The organism is Chitinophaga sp. 180180018-3, assembly GCF_037893185.1.
GTDB lineage: Bacteria > Bacteroidota > Bacteroidia > Chitinophagales > Chitinophagaceae > Chitinophaga.
This window is the reverse complement of sequence record NZ_CP140772.1, coordinates 7,863,591-7,882,579: the sequence shown is the minus strand read 5'-3', so window position 1 is coordinate 7,882,579 and position 18,989 is coordinate 7,863,591. Positions and strand designations below refer to the sequence as shown.

Genomic DNA, 18,989 nt, shown 5'->3' with positions numbered 1-18,989 from the left:
TGTATGAACAGATTTATTACCAGGTTATTACTCCTATTATTCCACGGTACCCTATTACTTGGAACGATAGCATCGAAGGCTCAGACGAATACGGTAGAATTTGGACAGAACCGGGTTCAGTATAAGAACTTCAAGTGGAGATACTATCAAACCCGGCATTTCAATACCTATTTTGCCCAGAATGGCCTGGAACTTGGTAAATTCGCTGCCCAGACAGCCGAAAAAGAATTGCCCCAGCTGGAACAGTTCATGGAATCCAACCCCCGCCAGCGGATCAACATTGTAGTGTATAACTCTTTCGGCGAAATGAAACAGTCGAATATCGGTATTGGGGTAGAATGGCAGAATACCGGGGGCGTGACCAAGCTGGTAGGCAACAAAATGATCGTTTATTTTGACGGAGACCATGAAAATCTCCGCCGCCAGATCAGGCAGGGGATCGCCCGCATTATGCTTGAAACATTGCTTTTTGGGGAAGATATCGGCGAATTCGCCGGAAATGCGGCATTGATCGATTTTCCAAAATGGTTTACTGATGGCTTTATCGGATATGCCGCCGAAAACTGGACTGCTAAACAGGACGAAGAGCTGAAACTTATCCTGATGTCCGGAAAATACAGCAATTTCAACCAGCTGGCCTATGATCATCCATTTTTGGCCGGACAGGCATTCTGGTACTATGTGGAAAGCAAATATGGGAAGGATGCAGTTCCTTACCTGATGTATATTACCCGTATCAACCGCGGACTGAAAAAGGGTTTCGAGCAGGTGCTGAATCAAACTCCCAAGAAGGCAACACAGGATTTCTTTGTATTCTATCAGAAAAGATTCCTGGACGATAACCGTCGCCGTAAAACATCTGCCAAAGGCCGCACCATTGTGGCTCAGGAAATTACCCAGAAAAAAGACTACTACCGGTTCAATCCCAATCCCAAAAACACCTCCTATGCAGTGGTGGAATTTAAGAAAGGCGTTTACCGCGTAGAACTTCAGCAGGGCTGGAATAAACCGAAAGTATTGCTCCGCAGCGGTGTTATTCAGATGGCTAACCAGGTGGATCCCAATTATCCGCAAATGGCCTGGAATAATAAAGGCAACCGGCTGGCAGTAATCTATGAACGCGAAGGGAAGACCAAACTGATGATATATGATCTGATCACGCATATTACCATACGTCAGGATCTTAACCAGTTCGACCGTGTAGTAGACTTCAAATACATACCTATACAGGAAAATACGTTGTTACTGTCGGCCGTGAAAAATGGTCATACCGACATTTTCACTTATAATATCAGCAACTCTAAGACAGAGCAGATCACCAACGATGTGTACGACGACCTGGATCCTACTTTCGCGGCATTCCCGGGCAAAAGTGGTATTATCTATTCATCGAACCGGCCAGGGCCGAAAGGCAGAGGTGCTGATACTTCCATGCTCAAAGCGCCCTACAATATTTTCATGGTCGATAACTGGAACAGAAGCTCGGATAAGCAGATCACCCAGCTGACAGATTTGAAGTATGGCAATGCCCGACTGCCCATGCAGTATAACACTACCCACTTTACTTTCGTATCCGACGAAAACGGTATCCGTAACCGTTATGCAGGTTTCTTTAAGTCGCAGGCAGCCGGAGTGGATTCCCTGTTCTATGTTGGCGCCGAGATCCTGCACAACCCTGAGAAAGAAGAGCTGGATTCAGCACTGGCAGCATATGGAACTACCGCGCCGGATTCAGTAGAAGCAGTAACCATTACTAAAGATTCTACCTATACATTCCCTATTTCCAATTATCCCTATGGCATACAGGAATCGCGGGTAACCGGGGAAAAAGGAGAGGTATCAGAAGTAGTGCAGTATGCTGATATCAAACGCCTGATGAAGCTGAAAGTAGATACCGTGACATTGAAGAAAAGAAATATCACTGCCCGGCCTACCAGTTTCAGAAGGGCACAAATGCATGCAGATAGTCTCAGGTTAGGGCTGCCAACCTATATGGCACCAACTAAAGACACCAGCAGCCATGCGAATTTCTTCCAGAATGAATTTGCCAACGAGCCGGCTGATACCAGTGCTGCAGCTGCTGCAAAAGAACCGCTGTTGTTTGAAAAAAGGAAAGAACAGGAATCTATCCTGAAAAAGGCGAAGCTATTGCCTTACAAACTCAAGTTTGCATCGGATTACCTCATCCTGCAATTGGATAACTCGGTATTGGTGAACAAATATCAGCCTTTTACCGGCCAGCCCAGCGGGCCGATCCGGCTTACTGATCCGGTGAACGGGTTAATCCGCATTGGTGTAAGTGATTTGTTCGAAGATCTGAAATTCAATGGTGGCTTCCGTATTCCATCGTCTTTACAAGGCTCCGAATATTTCTTCACGGCTAATTACCTGAAGAAAAGGTTTGATTATAAGTTTACTTATTATAGAAAAGTTGATAAGAATAACGGCTTTACAATACCTGATCAATACGGTAATGACTCTGCTGTCATTCCTATCAAAATGATCACCAACATCTACCAGGGAGAAGTAAGGTATCCTTTCGATCAGGTAAGAAGCATTCGCTTGTCGGCCGGTATTCGTACAGACAGGCTGGTGCAGCAGGCCACAGACAAGGCACCTCTGGCAGCCAAAGACCTGAAGGAAACTTATGCACTGGGCCGGTTGGAATATGTATACGACAATACCATTAACCCTGCTATCAATATCTGGAATGGTACCCGCTATAAAGTGTATGGCGAAGTAAATGCCCAGTTGACAAATGGTGGGTTGAATGAGAAGTTTAATCCGGCTAGCTCGGCAGCTGCACAAGGCAGATTTACTTACAATATGGGGGTTGATATCCGGCACTATGAGAAGATCTACCGGAATTTCATCTGGGCAACGAGGTTCTCATTGGATATGTCGTGGGGTACCCGTAAGCTGTTGTACTACCTGGGTGGTATAGACAACTGGCTGAATCCGCAGATTAATACTGGTAATCAGGTGGACCAATCCGCTAACTACGCATTCCAGACGCTGGCTGAAAACCTGCGCGGTTACAAGCAGAACGCCAGAAACGGTAACAATGTAATGTTGCTAAATACAGAACTGCGTTTACCGGTGTTCTCCACCTTTATCAATAAGCCCATTAACTCCGCCTTCCTGCGGAACTTCCAGGTAGTATCCTTCATGGATATCGGTAATGCCTGGAATAAAACCTTCAATACAAAGACGATTTATGATGACGGAACAGGGGTAACAACCAGGGTAAAAGAAGGTTTCCTGAGTCCATTCCTGGGTGGTTATGGTTTTGGAGCCCGTACTACGATAGCAGGTTATTTCCTCCGTTGCGACGCAGGATGGCCGGCAGTAGGGTTCTTCAGAGGCAGCCCGATCTGGTATTTTGGAATGGGAGTGGATTTCTAAACAACATTTAGCTTTAAATAAAAATGCAGCGGAGATCAGTAATATTGATCTCCGCTGCATTTTTATTTAAAGCTAAATGTTAGAGGCTATTCTGTTTCTTCACCAACGGATACATCAAACTCAAAAAAACGCCCATACATATTGTAAATGCCCAGGCATGTCTGTTTTCCCATGGATGCAGAACAATATCGCGCATATCGCCCAACAGGGTCAGCGGATCTTTTACAACATCCCAGCTGTTATATCTCAGGTAGCGGCCAATATACACTCCCATACCGCAAAGGAACATTACCGGGAAAGTGAACATCCATGCGGGCCAGCGGGAATATCGTGTACTCCACATGTTCTCCATGCTGCGGATAGAGATATATCCCAGCATCATGCCATTCCAGGCAAAGGAAAATATGACAAACAGATCGAACCACAAAGGCACTCCTCCATCAAAAAGATGGAACAGATCGGTGAGTATATACGGTGCATTAGGAATAAACAACAACCAACAGATAAAGCAGGCATACCAGTTATACCGATTCTCTATCTGGTTGGGGTGTTTTTCCATCCAGCGCGTAATAGCAAAAGGCACATAAGCCAGGAACAGGTTCCAGATCAGGGTAACACGCAGGTAAGTACCTGTGTGCAGGACACGGCAAAGCAGTAATGCCATACTGAACAGAATAGAGGCATACAGCGTGTATTTCTGCCGGGAGCGGCCAATACGGTATTGTAACAAACGGAAAGATCTCTTCAATTGCATATGGTTACACTTTTTTTAACTGTTTGGAAAGATATAGGGAATAAATACAACAGCCCCGGTAATAGCTGCTGCAATGGCAGCTACCAGTACAGCGCCGGCGGCAACATCTTTAATGAATTTTACATCAGGATGTTGAGCGGGCGACAAATGATCCATTATTTTTTCTGCTACGGTATTGATCATTTCCGTTGCCCATACTAACGCAATAGCCAGTACGATCCAGACCCATTCCGGCTTAGTGATCCTATACCAGCAACCGGCTGCCACTACCACTATTGTAGCCACTGCATGGATCCGGGCATGTGCCTCGCTCCGCACAAAGGATATAATTCCATTGATGGCGTATCCAAAACTGGCCAGCCGCTTACTGATATATGATTTTTGCATATTTATTTTTATTGTTGATCGCCATTAGTTTTCTGCCCCAATTTATCCCATTTAATGGTAGTACTGAAGTACATGATCAGGGCCAGTATCACAAACAGCCCCAGGCTGCCCATCAACAGCGATTGATCTTCTGCGCTGATAATCACATAGATAAATCCGTAAAGCACTGTAAGCACACCTCCAATACCAGCTGCTATGCGCTTACTTTTAAAAGCAGCTCCGGTGTATGCAACAATCAGTCCGATTGTCAGCACACTTGCGATAATGTATGCTATCATAAAGTTAATTTGTTCTGAGAGAGATAAGAGCAGGGTATAAAAAATACAAAGGGCTAAACCAATGAGGCTGTATTGCAATGGATGAAGGGCGCGGCGCTGAGCTAATTCTATGAAATAAAAGATGATGAAGGTTAAGCCGATGAATAATATGGCGTATTTGACCGCCCGTGTGGCCATCTGATAGGTATCTACCGGCATCAGCAGCCTGATCCCGAAATCTGATGAGTGTATGTTAAATTTCTTGCCTGTCCAGCATTGCGGATAACTACGGTTAAGATGCGATACGTGCCAGCTTGCACTGAACCCTTTGCTATTTATTTCTCTTTTCTGAGGTGGAATAGCGTCATCGAATCCGGGGTTAGCCCAGGTGGAACTAATGCCTACATGTGTGGTTTTACCAACGGGAGAGAAGCTGATCCGGCTGGAGCCCTTCACATTCAGCTCCAGCGAGAAGCTGCTACCGGCCGCACTGGTATCGCCCGGGTTAAAAACGACCGGTGTTTGGATACCGGTTTCAAACAAGTCGGTGCTGGTCACACCCGGATTAAATAAGCTGTTTTTACCGTTCCACGACAGCTGCACCTGATCCGCAATGCCGTGCAGGTCGCTGATCCCCATCAGCAGCGAAGTATGCTGCCAGTCGAAGTCTTCAGGCACAGCATCCACATCTTTCAATGCACCGGCGGTAAAATTTCCGCTCAGTTGCAGTTTCGCTGTATAAACGGCCACATTGAAGATTCCCCTGTGCAGCTGTTGTGGTATCAGTTCTCCGTTGACTTTCAGGTTTTCAGGCAAAAGAAACAGGTAACTGTCGGGTTTTGTTCTGGACGGAACAGCCAGCACAGGGCCGGAGATGCTCTGTTCATCGCCCCAGCGGCTGCTTACCTCCCGGGTAGCTTCCTGTTGACGGTGGCCGCGTTCGCGGATGAGATCCTGGATCATAACAGAAGGAACCAACAGTACCAGCATTAAGAATAGCAGTATGAAGCCCTTGATAGCATAGGCGTACCTGCCGATTAGTGATGAAGTTTCTTGGGTGGTGTTTTCCATATTTCGTTGTTTTAAAAAGTACTTTGTATTTCAAAGTATAGGGATAAAAAAAATTTACTTCGTAAATTTTATCATATGCTCAAGCGCTGCCAGATGGCCTTTGAACGCCTTCTCGCCCGTGGCAGTAATAGCGTAGGTAGTATTGGTTTTCCGGCCAATAAATCCCTTATGTATTTTGATATAGCCATTTTCTTCCAATGTACTCAGATGGGAAGCCAGGTTGCCATCCGTGACTTCCAGCATTTGTTTCAGATCATTGAAATTCACCTCTTCATTTACCATCAATACACTCATAACGCCAAGGCGTATACGGCTTTCAAATATCTTGTTTAAGTTGCCTATCGGGTTCATGCTATTGATTGAGTAATCCTTTCCGTTCATATTTCCACCACATCAGTGCTCCATAGATGATATGCAGCAAACCGAATCCCACAGCCCAAAAATAAAGGCCTTTACGCAAAAGAAAAAGGTTAACTATTCCAAGCAGCGTTTCGCAGATTCCCAGGTACCAGACATCCGGCAACGTGTATTTACTCGCATTGATCAATGCCAGACCGTAAAACACCAGGCAGGTAGGAGCTACCAGTACTTCTGCATGATTGTATAACAGGCCTGCTATAAAAGCACCGCCTACACCCAGCGGAATAGCCCCGTTGATCAATACTTTTTTTGACGTAAGATCCCAGATAGGCAGATTGTTCTTCCTCGCCCTCCTCCAGGTAAAAAACATTCCGCCTGCTATAGCCGCTGCCATCACCACAAATCCCAGTATTACCAGCCGGTATTTCAGATCCTGAAATTCCTGTACCGAAAAAACCCCTGAAGTATCCCATTTCCTGTAATATTCAGTCAACCACTGATGTGCCACAAATGCGCCAATTAACCCACTTAATCCTGCCGAAATTCCACTCAAACCACTTAATGAAATAAACCGGCTGCTGCGCTCCATAAGCCGCTTAATGTCTGTCAGCGCCTGTAAATGTTGTTGATCTGTCATACAGAAAAGTACTTTGCATTACAAAGTTAACAGAAAATTTTAAATAGCAAAATATAATTCTATGTTATAACTACCTTAGCTGCGGAAAAAGGTCGGGCAGGATTCCCGATAAATAATATAATATTGTTGACAGATATGATAGGCTGGAATAGAATATTAGCAATACTCATCGGCGTAAGTGTTTGGTGCTCAAATCTGATGGCGCAACAGTATAAGGTTAGTGGGCTAGTAAGAGACGCGCATTCTCAGGAGGTCATTCCCTTCGCCACGCTTCAATTCGTAAATACACAAACAGGAATGGTCAGCGATGCTGATGGTAAATACCTGTTTGAATTAAATGTTATCCCATCAGATTCCATGCTGGTAAGGGTAATGGGATATAACATCCTTAAAATGCCGGTTAACCGGTCGTTGAAAGAACAAACGATCAACTTCGATATTACCCGTTCTGATGTTTCTCTAAAGACCTACGAGGTAAAAGCCAATGTGAACTTTGCACTGATACTGCTTCGCCAGATCGTCAAACACAAACCGGAAAATAATTACAATCGTCTCGACAACTACAAGTACGAAGTATATAACAAACTGGAGCTGGATATGAAGAACCTCAACAAAGAAAAGCTGGGGAAAAACCGCTTCACCAAACCGTTTGCATTTATACTTGATAACATCGACAGTACCTCGGAAGACAAGCCCTTTCTGCCCATATTTCTTACTGAGTCGCTGTCGGATTATTATTATCAGTTGAACCCACGCAAAACAAAAGAAATTATCAAAGCAGCGCGTACCTCCGGCATCGACAATGAAAGCGTTACCAAGTTCCTGGGCGGTATGTACCAGAATGTCAACATCTACGATAATTTCATCCCGGTATTCGATAAACAATTTGTGAGCCCGATACATCACAACGGTGCATTCTATTACGATTACTCCATTGCAGATACGCAGTACATCAGCGGACAACGTTTTATAAAACTAAACTTTACACCTAAACGAAAAGGAGAAAACACATTCATAGGGGATCTCTGGGTACATGATACAACTTATGCTGTGATGAAAACAACTTTATCCGTACCCCGCGACGCCAATATCAACTTCGTGCGTAAAATTAGTATGGTGCAGGAGTTTCACCAGCTGAAAGACAGTGTATGGTTTCTCTATAAAGATAAATTTGTGGCCGATTTCTGGGCGCCAAGTCCTAAACCCGGGCGTACGCTTGATTTCATCGGTCGCAAAACAACCACTTACAACGACGTGATCATAGATGATACTGCCGCTACTAATATCTTCCATAACAAAAAATACCCGGAAAATGTAGTAGTGATGGATAGTGCGCGGCTCCGCAAGGAATCATTCTGGATGGATAACCGCCATGAAGACCTGAGCAAGAATGAGGAGAACATCTATAAAATGGTGGATACCCTGCAGAAGATGCCGCTTTTCAGAACTTACTCCAACACGATCCGTTTCCTTGCTACCGGCTATAAACCGCTTGGACCGATTGAATGGGGCCCTTACTACTACCTGTTTACACAGAACAGGCTGGAAGGCTTCCGCCTGCGGCTTGATCTTGGCACTACTCCAAAATTTAATAAGGACCTCTATCTATATGGATACCTGGCCTATGGATTTAAAGACCAGGTATATAAGGGGAAGATATCTGCGCTGTGGCTGTTGAAGCGGCATCCACGCAGTTATCTGTATGCGGCCTACACCAGGGATCTTGATAACGGAACACATTATTACGATGAAGTAGGCACAGATAACATCTTTACGCTGGCGATACGCAAGGGAGGTGTACCGCAAAAATTCCTGATGATAGACGAAAAACGTTTTGAGTATTTCAAGGAATATTACAGTGGATTTTCTCATCAGCTATCCTTTGCGCACAAGCAGGTACGGCCATTTGAGCCGCTGCCAACAGTGCTGTCGTATCCCAAAGAAACCAACGGACGCGATCCCCTCACCAGCATGGAAGTGGAACTAAAGCTGCGTTATGCTTTCCACGAACAGTTCCTGGAAGGTAACTACTACCGCATCAGCCTGGGTAGTAAATATCCCATCACAGAGCTGAAATTTGCGGTAGGTGTACCTGGCATTGCCAACAGCGGGCAACAATATGAAAAGGTGTCGCTCAGTGTATCCGATTACGTTAAACTGCCGCCCTTTGGGTCTTTCTACTATAATGTTTTCAGTGGTAAAATATTTGGTACACTCCCTTACAGTTCACTGGAAATACATCCTGGTAACGAAATATATTATTACAACAAATATGCTTTCAACATGATGAACCGCTTTGAATTCATCAGCGACCAATATGCAGGTTTCAATGTGGAGCATACTATCGGTAATGGTATCTTTGGTTATATTCCTCTCATCAAGAAACTGAAATGGCGGCAATTCTGGACGGCCAAAGGCGTGATAGGTTCTTTATCAGAAGCTAACAAGCAACTGAATCTCAACAATGGTTATCCATTCAAAACATTACAGGGAAATCCGTATCTGGAAATTGGTACAGGGATAGAGAATATATTCAAGTTCCTCCGGGTGGATTTTATCTGGAGAGTAACTCCTGATGTTACACCCGGAGAACCAGCCAACAAAAAATTTGGCGTATTCGGCAGCTTTAAACTGCAATTCTAAACAGCAGACGCGGCTTCGCGGATGATGCTGCAGGCCAGTTTAATTTCCTCCGGTGTGATGATCAGCGGCGGAACAATTCTCAGGCATTCTGCTGCGAACAGGAACCAGTCGGTCAGTACGCCTTTGGAGATACAATAATCAATAATTTTTTTATTTACCGGAAAATTCTCAAACTCCACTGCTATCATCAATCCGAGGGAACGGACGGATTTAATGGCCGGATGCTGTAATCCTTCGAGAAATAGCTGTTCCTTTGCTTTAACGTCTTTCAACAAATCCTGCTCCAGCAAGGCCTGAAATGCCGCGCGCCCGGCAGCGCAATTAACCGGATGGCCTCCAAAGGTGGTAATATGGCCAAGTACAGGGCTATTCGTGAGCGACCACATGATATCGCGCGATGAAATAAAAGCTCCCAAAGGCATTCCACCTCCTAACGCTTTTCCCAGCAGCAATACATCCGGCACTATTCCAAATTGTTCGAACGCCCAAAGTGTACCATTTCTTCCGAATCCACACTGTATTTCATCCAGTATCAGCAGGGTGCCGGTAGCAGTGCATTTATTTCGTAAAGCGTGCAGCCATTCCCGTTGGGGTACAATTACGCCACCTTCTGCCTGCACACTTTCCGCAATTACTGCCGCAGTTTGACTGGTAATCGCTTCCAGCGAATCAAAATTATTATACTCCAGGTGTTGTATGCCTGGCAACAATGGCCGGTAAGCATTGCGCCAATATTCATCTCCCAGTATGCTCAGCGCCCCCTGTGTGGATCCGTGATAGCTTCTGTTAAAAGCCGCAATCTCTGTGCGGCCGGTATAACGTTTGGCCAGTTTCATCGCTCCTTCCACGGCCTCGGCCCCGGAATTAGTGAAGTATACACAATCGAGGCTGGAAGGCAGATGCTCTGTCAGCAGGCTTGCATAGGCCACCTGCGGCGATTGAACAAATTCACCATAAACCAGCAGGTGCATGTATTGCTGCGCCTGTTCCTGTATCGCTTTTACTACAGCAGGATGGCAATGCCCTACATTACAAACGCTGATCCCTGCTATAAGGTCGAGATACCGTTTGTTGTTCACGTCCCACATGTACATCCCTTTAGCCTTCACTATCTCTAATGCGAGGGGCGCATCAGAAGTCTGTGCTACGTGCTGCAAAAAAAGTTGCCTGTTATTCATATCACTTTCTGCTCTGTTGTTTGCGAAGTTAGAAAACAACTGCTAATTAGTAATTGTTATATTTGTAATATAAGTACTAAAACATCCGATTATGGCGCATATCATTCCACTTAAAGGAATTACTCCTCAGATAGCAGACGATTGCTTTATCGCCCCCAATGCCACCATCGTAGGAGATGTTGTGATGGGTAAAGGCTGTACTGTATGGTTCAACGCAGTTGTTCGCGGCGATGTGAACAGCATCCGGCTCGGTGACAATGTAAATGTTCAGGACGGGGCGGTGATCCACTGCACTTATGAGAAATCCAAAACGATTGTAGGCAACAACGTATCCATCGGACATAACGCCATCCTGCATGGTTGTATCGTGGAAGATGATGTACTTATCGGTATGGGAGCAATCGTGATGGATAATGCCCGTATCAGCAGCAACAGTATTATTGCTGCAGGCGCCGTTGTACTGGCCGATACGCATGTAGAACCCGGTAGTATTTATGCAGGCGTACCTGCTAAAAAGGTAAAGGATATTGATATGGCGCTGATCAAAGGAGAAATTAACCGCATCTCCAAAAACTACATCATGTACGCCTCCTGGTATCAGCAGGCAGAAGAGATCAAACAGCCTTAAATCATATTATAAAAATATATTATATTGCAGGCAAATACCCTCCTATGAAAACATTGCTATGCCTGCTTGTACTGGGCAGCATCCTGTTCAGTGGCTGCTCTTCGCAGAAAACAGGATGCCCCGCCTCTAATTACGAAAAATGGGGAATTCAGCAACACAACCGTAAAGCCGGTAAACAAATGCGCTTGTTCTAAAATTCCTGTACCATGTCTAAATTTATCCTGCCGGTTATCCTGCTTTGTACTATTATTCTTTCATCCTGCCGAACTCAAAAGAAAGGTTGTCCGCTTCCCCGACGGAACTGGGGTGCAGAAAAAGTGATTGATGAGTTGAATAAACCGCGGAAACGCTGAGCAGATCAGTATTCTTCGTCCTGGATAGATTCCAGTATCGTTGCATAGCTTACATATCTGTCTACATCAATGTTGCCTTCTTCCACAGCGACTTTCACCGCGCAGCCAGGCTCATTGATATGCAGGCAGTTATTGAACTGACACTCACTGATATAAGGTTGCATTTCGAGGAAGTAATGCGATAATTCTGTTTTTGGGATATCTACGATACCGAATTCCCTCACCCCGGGCGTGTCGATCAGGCGGCCGCCGAAAGGCAATTCATGCATTTCTGCAAACGTGGTAGTATGCAGGCCTTTGCCACTCCAACCGCTCACCGCTTTGGTTTTGAGTGCCAATTCGGGCATCAGTGTATTGATCAGTGATGATTTTCCTACTCCGGAATGGCCCGACATCAGTGTTGTTTTATCTTTCAATAAAGCCTTAAAATTATCAACACCATTACCTGTTGTGGCAGATAGCAACAACACCTGGTAACCTATATCTTCATATAAAGCCGCCAGTTCCGCGAAAAGGTCTATTTCTTTCTCTTTGTATATATCCATTTTATTGAACACCAGCACAACCGGGATATGATAGGCTGCTGCGGTGACCAGGAAGCGGTCAATAAAGCCCCTGGATGTACGTGGTTCTTTTAAGGTACATACCAGCACACACTGATCGAGGTTGGCGGCAACAATATGCTTTTTATTTTTTCCGTGCGGAGAGCTGCGGACAATATAATTGGCCCGGGGAGCGATTTCCGTGATCATCGCATTTTTGGAACTGGCGTCACTGTCGTCTTCTACAATTTCTACTTTGTCGCCGACAGCAATAGGGTTGGTAGACGTGATATCTTCATTCTTTTTGAAGATGCCCTTCATCCTGGCCTGGAAAATTTCGCCGGCATCGGTTTTCACCACATACCAACTCCCCGTCGATTTATATACTGTTGCTTGCAATATCTGTTAATGATTTAGTATGTCAAAGGTAGGGAAAAAGCCCGGGGCAGCTAAGGCAAACTCTTAAACAAACTATATCGCAGCACTACTTCCAGTAATATACAGGCGAGAGCAATCATAGCCAGCGGGAAGAAATGCTCCGCAAATCGCTTGTAGGAGGTGATTTCTACCTTTGTTTTCTCCATCTGGTCGATCTCATTATAAATATCTTTCAGATCATTGGTATTAGTAGCGCGGAAGTATTTCCCTGCTGTTTCTTTCGATATCTTCTTCATCAGCGGTTCATCGATCTGCACATCCTGCATCACCATCTGCACACTTCCGTCTGCCATCGGCATGGGGAAGGGGGCTTTTCCGATAGTACCTACGCCAATGGTGTATACCCTGATCTTAAATGCCTTGGCTATTTCCAGCGCAGTGAGCGGGTCAATAAGGCCGGTATTGTTCACACCGTCTGTCAGCAGAATAATCACTTTACTTTTCGCATGGCTGCTGCGGAGGCGGTCAACTGAAGTAGCCAGCCCCATTCCGATAGCAGTACCATCCTGCAACATGCCACTTTTCACCTGCATGATCTGGCTTTTCAGCACTGCATGATCCGTAGTGATAGGACATTGTGTAAAGCTCTCCCCGGAGAAGATAACCAGGCCAATACGGTCGCTGATACGCTTGTCCACGAAATCCATCGCTACCTTTTTGGCTGCTTCCATGCGGTTCGGTTGCAGATCTTCCGCCAGCATACTACCTGAAATATCAATGGCCATCACAATATCGATCCCTTCACTGTCAATGCTTTCAGAGGTATTGGAGGTTTGCGGCCGTGCCAGTGCAACAATCAATGCGCTGATGGCCAGTAACCTCAGCACCAGCAATAACGGCCGGAAACGTACCTTCCACGATACGGGCAGCGTTTTCAGGCCCACCACAGTAGATACTTTCATCACACCCTGTTGCTTCTTACGCCGGCCAAAATACCAGTAAATCAACACCGGTACCAGCAGCAACAGCCACAGGAATGCCGGATAAGCGAATTCAATATTTTTCCACGTTGAAAAATCCATTCGTGTATTATTAGTAGGAGCAGGGAACAATGGCAATCTGCCTTATGTTGTTGCTCACAGAAAATATTCAGTTATACTATTGTTTCGGAACAACGGCCTCATTTCCCGGCGCTGCAACATCTGTATCTGCCGGTTTCGGTTTGGTCCACTCCAGGATCTCTTCAGCTTTGTGCATACAGTCTTCATGCTCATCAGCCGTAGGCTGCAGTTTGGCAAACTTGGCCAGGTCCGCAATAGCCAACAGGGCGCGCAGTTTATCCCGTTGCTGGTTCAGCTTTGTTACCGGCTTTATATTCTGCAACAGCTCCTCACTGGTTTGCTCCAGAGCAGCAATGCCAAACTGGTGTTCAAAATAGGTCCGCAATATATCCGTTAACCTGGTATAATACTGCTTGATATCTCCAAGCTGCCATAATTGTTCTGCCTTCAATGCCTTCAGTTCCTGTACAGCCAGCTCATATGGCGAAACCGTTGGCGTTTTAATCACCGGCTGTTTCTTCGGCCTGCTGCGGAAGTACCATATCAGCCCTACCACCGCCAATGCGATCACTGCTCCTATCACAATATACAACCAGTAATCCCAGATACTCCAGGGTACTGTTTGTATAGCCTTGATGGGTTTGAATGCTTTTGTGGTATCAACGGCTACGGTATTTACATCCACATCTATCGGCAATGTTACCGCCGAATCCGGAGCGGTGGCTCCACCACTGAACACCTGAAAATGCATCGGGGGGATCTGCCAGCGACCAGAGTCGAAACTGGTCAATGTATAAGTCTGGTGCAGAATGCGCTTGTCCTGGTCTACCAAGGTATCCAGTTCTGTGCGGGTCACCACTTCAAAATGATCCAGAGAATCGGGGAGTACAGGGAACAGCACTTTAAAGCCGGCGTCTTTTACCTGGTTAGGCGTGAGGGTCGCCGTAAGTTGCAGTTTTATCTGCTCACCAATCCTGATACTATTGGTATCTGCCTTGGCTGTTACATCCAATGTTTGCTGTGCATACAGGCAAACAGGCAGTAATAAACCCAGTAAGCAAGATAAAAATATACTCCTTATAACTTGTTGTTTATGCATGTTGAATTTGCTCTCCTTTAATCTTATGCCCGGTTCAGGAAAAATGTCTGCAGTGCTTTTACATAGTCTTCATCTGTTCTTATGCTCATCAATTCTGCACCACTTTTCATGAAAGCATTCCTGCAATATTGCGAATGCTGCTGAAACAGCTGTTCGTAGTACTGGCGCACCCGGCGGTCGTTCGTATCCACCCACTGCGTTGCTCCTGTTTCTGCATCTGATACCTGGATAAGCCCTACAGGAGGCAGCTCTTTGTCGCGCTGATCGTACACCTGAATCCCTACCACATCATGCCGTTTAGCGGCAATATTCAGTGCGTCCTGGTACTGGCCCGACAAAAAATCGCTCAGCATAAAAACGATGCTGCGTTTTTTGGTGGCATTGTTAAAGAACCGGAGCGTTTCCTTGATATTCGTACCTTTTCGTTTAGGCGTAAACGATAGCAGCTCGCGGATAATGAAGAGGATATGTGACTTCCCTTTTTTGGGTGGTATATATTTCTCCATGCCATCGCTAAAAAAGATCACGCCTACTTTATCATTGTTATTGATGGCAGAGAAAGCCAGTACAGCGCAGATTTCAGTGATCAGATCTCTTTTGTCCCTGTTCTTTGTTCCGAAAGAGGAACTTTCACTTACATCCACCAGCAACATCACGGTGAGTTCCCTTTCTTCCTCAAAAACCTTCACAAAAGGATGGTTAAAACGGGCGGTTACATTCCAGTCGATAGAACGTACATCGTCGCCGAAATGATAATCCCTCACTTCGCTGAACGACATACCCCGTCCTTTGAAGGCACTATGGTATTCCCCCGCAAATATGTGGTTGGTAAGTCCTTTTGTTTTGATTTCTATCTGCCTTACCTTCTTCAGTATTTCTGCCGTATCCAACATAGGAAAGTGTTACAGATTAAGAATTAAGGTACTTCTACCGCATTGAGGATTTCGCTCAATATATTTTCGCTGGTAACGTTTTCAGCTTCTGCTTCATAGGTCAGGCCAACGCGATGGCGCATCACATCAAAGCATATACTGCGTACGTCTTCCGGGATCACATATCCTCTGCGCTTCATAAAGGCATAAGCCTTTGCAGCCCAGGCGAGGTTAATGCTGGCTCTTGGAGAACCTCCATAAGCGATCAGCGGTTTGAGCTTATTCAGTTTATACTCTTCCGGATTACGGGTAGCGAACACGATATCAAGAATATATTTCTCAATTTTCTCGTCCATGTATACTTCCCTCACCAGCTTACGCGCTTCCAGTATGTCGGATGGCTGTATAATACTGCGGATCGGGTTAGCCGCTTCCGGATTGAGGTTCTGGCGAATGATCAGTTTTTCTTCTTCCCTGGTCGGGTAGCCGATCACGACTTTCAGCATGAAACGGTCTACCTGGGCTTCAGGCAGCGTATAAGTACCTTCCTGTTCAATCGGGTTCTGTGTAGCCAGTACCAGGAAAGGTTCATCCAGTTTGAAAGTTGAATCACCGATGGTGATTTGTCTTTCCTGCATGGCTTCCAGCAGGGCACTCTGTACTTTTGCAGGGGCCCTGTTAATTTCATCTGCCAATATAAAGTTGGCAAAAATCGGTCCTCTGCGTACTACAAACTCGTTTTTCTGCTGGTTATAGATCATGGTTCCGATCACATCGGCCGGTAACAGATCAGGCGTAAACTGAATACGGCTGAACTTAGCGTTAATGGCGGACGACAGGGATTTAATGGACAGGGTCTTTGCCAAACCAGGCACCCCTTCCAGCAGTACGTGGCCCTGGGCCAGCAAACCGATGAGGAGTCTTTCCACCATATAACGCTGGCCAACAATTACTTTACCCAGCTCCATTGTGAGCAGGTCTACAAAGGCGCTGGCCTGGTGTATTTTCTCATTCAGTTGCCGGATATCGGACGATGTATTTTCCATGCTAATAATTTTTCAGGTGTGCTAAAATAAACATTCTCTGGTCAAATAAAACTTATCACTATGTGAAGTCGCCGTTAAAATGCTGTTAAACTTGCGCCAGTAGGGCTTCTTAGACAATACATCCTTTAATGACCCCGCGTAAATTAATAAAGCTCTGCATATTTCTATAATAAATTGCTTAAAACGTACCTTTGCGTGGAGCTGAAAGCCCTGGAAGCAAACACCGGGCGGTTCTCCGAAATGCTCCGGCTGCGTCCGGCCCCTTCAGCCCCGTATATAAAAACAACATAAAATGGAAGATTTCGAACAGCGCTGGAAACCGATAGAGGATATGCTTACTGCCAGGTTTGGCAAAAAGCCTAACATGGAAGCCATCCTCTTTCTGATAGGCATAAACGAACTGAATAATCTCAAAAAGAAATACACCAAAGAACAAAAACAGGATCTCATGCATGTAGCAGTATGTACCCTGTTAAGCCAGAGTGGCTATTATGAAGTAGATGGCTACGACAAAGACGGGTGGCCTCATTTCAAAGAATTACAGCCTGTTCCGAAAATGGATATGGCCGACCAGGAGCAATTCCTGAAAGAGCATGTTATCGCCTACTTCGCAGACCACGAAGTATAAATCAATATTATGAAGCGTTTTTTACTCCTGAGTACCCTTTTGCTGCTTGTATTACACCCGATGGCAGCTAAACACCGTAAGGTAAAGATCTTTACTCCATATGGAACCATGGTTGTTCTTTTGTATGATCAGACTCCTAAGCACAGGGATAATTTCATCAAGCTTACCAGGCAGCACTTTTACGACAGCACGCTCTTTCACCGGGTAATACAGCACTTTATGATTCAGGGAGGCGATCCTGATTCCAAACATGCTCATCGCGGAGATACACTAGGCAACGGTGATGTAGGCTACACCATTCCTCCGGAGTTTCAGCTGGATCTTTATCACTGCAAAGGAGCACTGGCTGCAGCCCGGGACGACCGGCCCGACAAAGCCTCCTCCGGATGCCAGTTCTATATCGTACAGGGCAAGGTATTCACTGACGAGCAGCTGGACAAACTGGAGAAAACCCGGTTGGGGGGCCGTAAAATCCCCGTCGACCAGCGCAAGGTATACAAGACCGTTGGTGGCAGCCCACACCTCGACCAAAGCTATACCGTATTTGGCCAGGTTATTAAAGGCATGGATGTTATCGATAAAATTGCAGCAATGAAAACTGATGGCAATAACAGACCGCTGGAAGATATGCCCATGCGTATCAGGCTAAAGAAAAAATGGTTCTTCTTCTAATAGAGAAAATTTAAAAAGACGGTCCACCGTCAAAATCATAATACTTTCTGTATTTTTACGGCTCAAAATCAAACTTGATATGAATTTTCCGTCAAATCTGCGTTACACAAAGGATCACGAATGGATTATATTAAATGGTAACGAAGCCACTATCGGCATCACAGAATTTGCTCAGCGTGAGTTAGGCGATATAGTGTTCGTTGACATCCCTACAGTAGGTAAAACCCTTCAGGCTGAAGAAGTTTTTGGCACTGTTGAAGCAGTAAAAACCGTATCAGACCTCTTTTTGCCGGTAGCAGGTACTATTAAGGAGGTAAATGACGAGCTGGAATCCTCACCTGAACTGGTAAATTCGGATCCTTATGGCGACGGCTGGATGGTAAAAATGACTGTTTCCAACCCTGCTGATATAAATGGTTTGCTGGATGCTGCTGCTTATAAAGCATTGGTAGGCGAATAATTCTGCCCATATATTATCAACATAACTAAAGGACAACAGGCTACGTTATACAACTGGCCTGTTGTCCTTTTTCATAAAGTCAAAGTCGCGGAATCCAGATGAAATCTCTGAAATATTACCTGCCAGCTATTCTTTGGATCATTATGATCCTTGTTTTGTGTACCCTCCCGGGAAAAGACATTCCTTCCAACTCATTTTTTCAAGCCGTGCATTTTGATAAAATCGTCCATTTCGGGATGTTCGGTGGCGTGGTATTATTCCTGGCTCTCGGTATTTACTGGCTAAAGCATCGTATATCATCTACTACACTCTTTATTCTGGTGCTATGCTCCGCCTGCTATGGCCTTGCTATTGAATTCATTCAAAAATACTGGGCTATCGGCCGCAGCTTCGATATGTACGATGTACTTGCCGATACACTCGGCGCCATTGCAGGTGTTTGGGTGTTCAAACTAACCCGGTACCTGTTTTTTACAGAGAAGCAAAAATAAAAATCCCCCCTGTAACCAGGGGGGAGTGTATATCTGCTTATGAGAAATAAGTCTCTCTGATATCTTT

20 protein-coding genes are annotated in these 18,989 nt (G+C 45.4%); 9 read left to right on the top strand and 11 right to left on the bottom strand.

The annotated features are described in order from the left end of the window. The first annotated feature begins 3 nt into the window (after positions 1-3). Positions 4-3,405 (top strand): hypothetical protein, encoded by a 3,402-nt coding sequence (locus UNH61_RS31250; protein WP_326995956.1) that lies wholly within the window; start codon positions 4-6, stop codon positions 3,403-3,405. A 79-nt stretch (positions 3,406-3,484) separates the two neighbouring features. Here UNH61_RS31250 and UNH61_RS31245 read toward each other — a convergent pair whose 3' ends face one another. The 5 genes from UNH61_RS31245 to UNH61_RS31225 are packed head-to-tail and all read right to left on the bottom strand — an operon-like array spanning position 3,485 to position 6,871. Then, entirely contained in the window at positions 3,485-4,159 is a 675-nt protein-coding gene (locus tag UNH61_RS31245; RefSeq protein WP_326995955.1) for a DUF1361 domain-containing protein, read from the bottom strand. A 15-nt stretch (positions 4,160-4,174) separates the two neighbouring features. Beyond that, positions 4,175-4,546 (bottom strand): diacylglycerol kinase family protein, encoded by a 372-nt coding sequence (locus tag UNH61_RS31240; protein WP_326995954.1) that lies wholly within the window; start codon positions 4,544-4,546, stop codon positions 4,175-4,177. A gap of 8 nt (positions 4,547-4,554) precedes the next feature. Then, entirely contained in the window at positions 4,555-5,874 is a 1,320-nt protein-coding gene (creD, locus tag UNH61_RS31235) for a cell envelope integrity protein CreD (RefSeq protein ID WP_326995953.1), read from the bottom strand. Positions 5,875-5,928: 54 nt separating this feature from the next. Further along, positions 5,929-6,225, bottom strand: coding sequence for a transcriptional regulator (locus UNH61_RS31230; RefSeq protein WP_326995952.1), 297 nt, complete (start codon positions 6,223-6,225; stop codon positions 5,929-5,931). Between the two features lies 1 nt (position 6,226). After that, on the bottom strand, positions 6,227-6,871 hold the full coding sequence (locus UNH61_RS31225) for a hypothetical protein (protein WP_326995951.1): 645 nt from the start codon (positions 6,869-6,871) through the stop codon (positions 6,227-6,229). Between the two features lie 135 nt (positions 6,872-7,006). Between UNH61_RS31225 and UNH61_RS31220 the strand changes: the two genes are divergently transcribed. Beyond that, entirely contained in the window at positions 7,007-9,514 is a 2,508-nt protein-coding gene (locus UNH61_RS31220; RefSeq protein WP_326995950.1) for a DUF5686 family protein, read from the top strand. Here the strand turns inward: UNH61_RS31220 and UNH61_RS31215 are convergent. Then, positions 9,511-10,692 (bottom strand): aspartate aminotransferase family protein, encoded by a 1,182-nt coding sequence (locus UNH61_RS31215; RefSeq protein ID WP_326995949.1) that lies wholly within the window; start codon positions 10,690-10,692, stop codon positions 9,511-9,513. The genes UNH61_RS31220 and UNH61_RS31215 overlap by 4 nt on opposite strands. A gap of 91 nt (positions 10,693-10,783) precedes the next feature. On the opposite strand from UNH61_RS31215, the gene UNH61_RS31210 reads away from it, so the two are divergent. From UNH61_RS31210 to UNH61_RS31200, 3 genes are read left to right on the top strand one after another with little or no spacing between them, the layout of a single operon-like run. Beyond that, positions 10,784-11,320, top strand: coding sequence for a gamma carbonic anhydrase family protein (locus tag UNH61_RS31210; protein WP_326995948.1), 537 nt, complete (start codon positions 10,784-10,786; stop codon positions 11,318-11,320). Positions 11,321-11,364: 44 nt separating this feature from the next. Then, positions 11,365-11,514: a hypothetical protein gene (locus tag UNH61_RS31205; RefSeq protein WP_326995947.1), complete on the top strand. Its 150-nt coding sequence runs from the start codon at positions 11,365-11,367 to the stop codon at positions 11,512-11,514. Between the two features lie 12 nt (positions 11,515-11,526). Continuing rightward, complete coding sequence (locus tag UNH61_RS31200; protein WP_326995946.1) at positions 11,527-11,673, top strand: hypothetical protein; 147 nt, start codon at positions 11,527-11,529, stop codon at positions 11,671-11,673. Positions 11,674-11,678: 5 nt separating this feature from the next. Here the strand turns inward: UNH61_RS31200 and rsgA are convergent, their stop codons facing one another. The 5 genes from rsgA to UNH61_RS31175 form a co-directional block, all read right to left on the bottom strand. After that, positions 11,679-12,614 (bottom strand): ribosome small subunit-dependent GTPase A, encoded by a 936-nt coding sequence (gene rsgA / locus UNH61_RS31195; protein WP_326995945.1) that lies wholly within the window; start codon positions 12,612-12,614, stop codon positions 11,679-11,681. A 50-nt stretch (positions 12,615-12,664) separates the two neighbouring features. After that, a complete protein-coding gene (locus UNH61_RS31190; protein WP_326995944.1) occupies positions 12,665-13,675 on the bottom strand; it encodes a VWA domain-containing protein in 1,011 nt (336 codons plus the stop codon). 76 nt (positions 13,676-13,751) lie between these two features. Continuing rightward, positions 13,752-14,753, bottom strand: coding sequence for a hypothetical protein (locus tag UNH61_RS31185; RefSeq protein ID WP_326995943.1), 1,002 nt, complete (start codon positions 14,751-14,753; stop codon positions 13,752-13,754). 23 nt (positions 14,754-14,776) lie between these two features. Next, the gene (locus tag UNH61_RS31180; protein ID WP_326995942.1) at positions 14,777-15,646 is read right to left on the bottom strand and encodes a DUF58 domain-containing protein; all 870 of its coding nucleotides are present in this window, start codon (positions 15,644-15,646) and stop codon (positions 14,777-14,779) included. Positions 15,647-15,669: 23 nt separating this feature from the next. Beyond that, complete coding sequence (locus UNH61_RS31175; RefSeq protein WP_326995941.1) at positions 15,670-16,671, bottom strand: MoxR family ATPase; 1,002 nt, start codon at positions 16,669-16,671, stop codon at positions 15,670-15,672. Positions 16,672-16,963: 292 nt separating this feature from the next. On the opposite strand from UNH61_RS31175, the gene UNH61_RS31170 reads away from it, so the two are divergent. The 4 genes from UNH61_RS31170 to UNH61_RS31155 all read left to right on the top strand — a co-directional run bounded on the left by UNH61_RS31170 (position 16,964) and on the right by UNH61_RS31155 (position 18,922). Beyond that, positions 16,964-17,299, top strand: a complete 336-nt coding sequence (locus UNH61_RS31170) for a hypothetical protein (RefSeq protein ID WP_326995940.1) — start codon at positions 16,964-16,966, stop codon at positions 17,297-17,299. Between the two features lie 9 nt (positions 17,300-17,308). Beyond that, positions 17,309-17,971, top strand: a complete 663-nt coding sequence (locus UNH61_RS31165) for a peptidylprolyl isomerase (RefSeq protein WP_326995939.1) — start codon at positions 17,309-17,311, stop codon at positions 17,969-17,971. 79 nt (positions 17,972-18,050) lie between these two features. Further along, positions 18,051-18,431 (top strand): glycine cleavage system protein GcvH, encoded by a 381-nt coding sequence (gcvH, locus tag UNH61_RS31160; protein ID WP_326995938.1) that lies wholly within the window; start codon positions 18,051-18,053, stop codon positions 18,429-18,431. 98 nt (positions 18,432-18,529) lie between these two features. Then, the gene (locus UNH61_RS31155) at positions 18,530-18,922 is read left to right on the top strand and encodes a VanZ family protein (protein WP_326995937.1); all 393 of its coding nucleotides are present in this window, start codon (positions 18,530-18,532) and stop codon (positions 18,920-18,922) included. Positions 18,923-18,989 lie beyond the last annotated feature (67 nt).

Bases quoted from the DNA above. Each gene is read 5' to 3' on its own strand.
- UNH61_RS31190 (WP_326995944.1), bottom strand. From the start codon at position 13,675: ATGGATTTTTCAACGTGGAAAAATATTGAATTCGCTTATCCGGCATTC.
- gcvH (WP_326995938.1), top strand. From the start codon at position 18,051: ATGAATTTTCCGTCAAATCTGCGTTACACAAAGGATCACGAATGGATT.
- UNH61_RS31205 (WP_326995947.1), top strand. From the start codon at position 11,365: ATGAAAACATTGCTATGCCTGCTTGTACTGGGCAGCATCCTGTTCAGT.
- UNH61_RS31180 (WP_326995942.1), bottom strand. From the start codon at position 15,646: ATGTTGGATACGGCAGAAATACTGAAGAAGGTAAGGCAGATAGAAATC.
- UNH61_RS31240 (WP_326995954.1), bottom strand. From the start codon at position 4,546: ATGCAAAAATCATATATCAGTAAGCGGCTGGCCAGTTTTGGATACGCC.
- UNH61_RS31185 (WP_326995943.1), bottom strand. From the start codon at position 14,753: ATGCATAAACAACAAGTTATAAGGAGTATATTTTTATCTTGCTTACTG.
- UNH61_RS31250 (WP_326995956.1), top strand. From the start codon at position 4: ATGAACAGATTTATTACCAGGTTATTACTCCTATTATTCCACGGTACC.
- UNH61_RS31215 (WP_326995949.1), bottom strand. From the start codon at position 10,692: ATGAATAACAGGCAACTTTTTTTGCAGCACGTAGCACAGACTTCTGAT.
- UNH61_RS31210 (WP_326995948.1), top strand. From the start codon at position 10,784: ATGGCGCATATCATTCCACTTAAAGGAATTACTCCTCAGATAGCAGAC.
- UNH61_RS31245 (WP_326995955.1), bottom strand. From the start codon at position 4,159: ATGCAATTGAAGAGATCTTTCCGTTTGTTACAATACCGTATTGGCCGC.
- UNH61_RS31165 (WP_326995939.1), top strand. From the start codon at position 17,309: ATGAAGCGTTTTTTACTCCTGAGTACCCTTTTGCTGCTTGTATTACAC.
- UNH61_RS31175 (WP_326995941.1), bottom strand. From the start codon at position 16,671: ATGGAAAATACATCGTCCGATATCCGGCAACTGAATGAGAAAATACAC.
- UNH61_RS31200 (WP_326995946.1), top strand. From the start codon at position 11,527: ATGTCTAAATTTATCCTGCCGGTTATCCTGCTTTGTACTATTATTCTT.
- creD (WP_326995953.1), bottom strand. From the start codon at position 5,874: ATGGAAAACACCACCCAAGAAACTTCATCACTAATCGGCAGGTACGCC.
- UNH61_RS31155 (WP_326995937.1), top strand. From the start codon at position 18,530: ATGAAATCTCTGAAATATTACCTGCCAGCTATTCTTTGGATCATTATG.
- UNH61_RS31230 (WP_326995952.1), bottom strand. From the start codon at position 6,225: ATGAACCCGATAGGCAACTTAAACAAGATATTTGAAAGCCGTATACGC.
- UNH61_RS31170 (WP_326995940.1), top strand. From the start codon at position 16,964: ATGGAAGATTTCGAACAGCGCTGGAAACCGATAGAGGATATGCTTACT.
- UNH61_RS31220 (WP_326995950.1), top strand. From the start codon at position 7,007: ATGATAGGCTGGAATAGAATATTAGCAATACTCATCGGCGTAAGTGTT.
- UNH61_RS31225 (WP_326995951.1), bottom strand. From the start codon at position 6,871: ATGACAGATCAACAACATTTACAGGCGCTGACAGACATTAAGCGGCTT.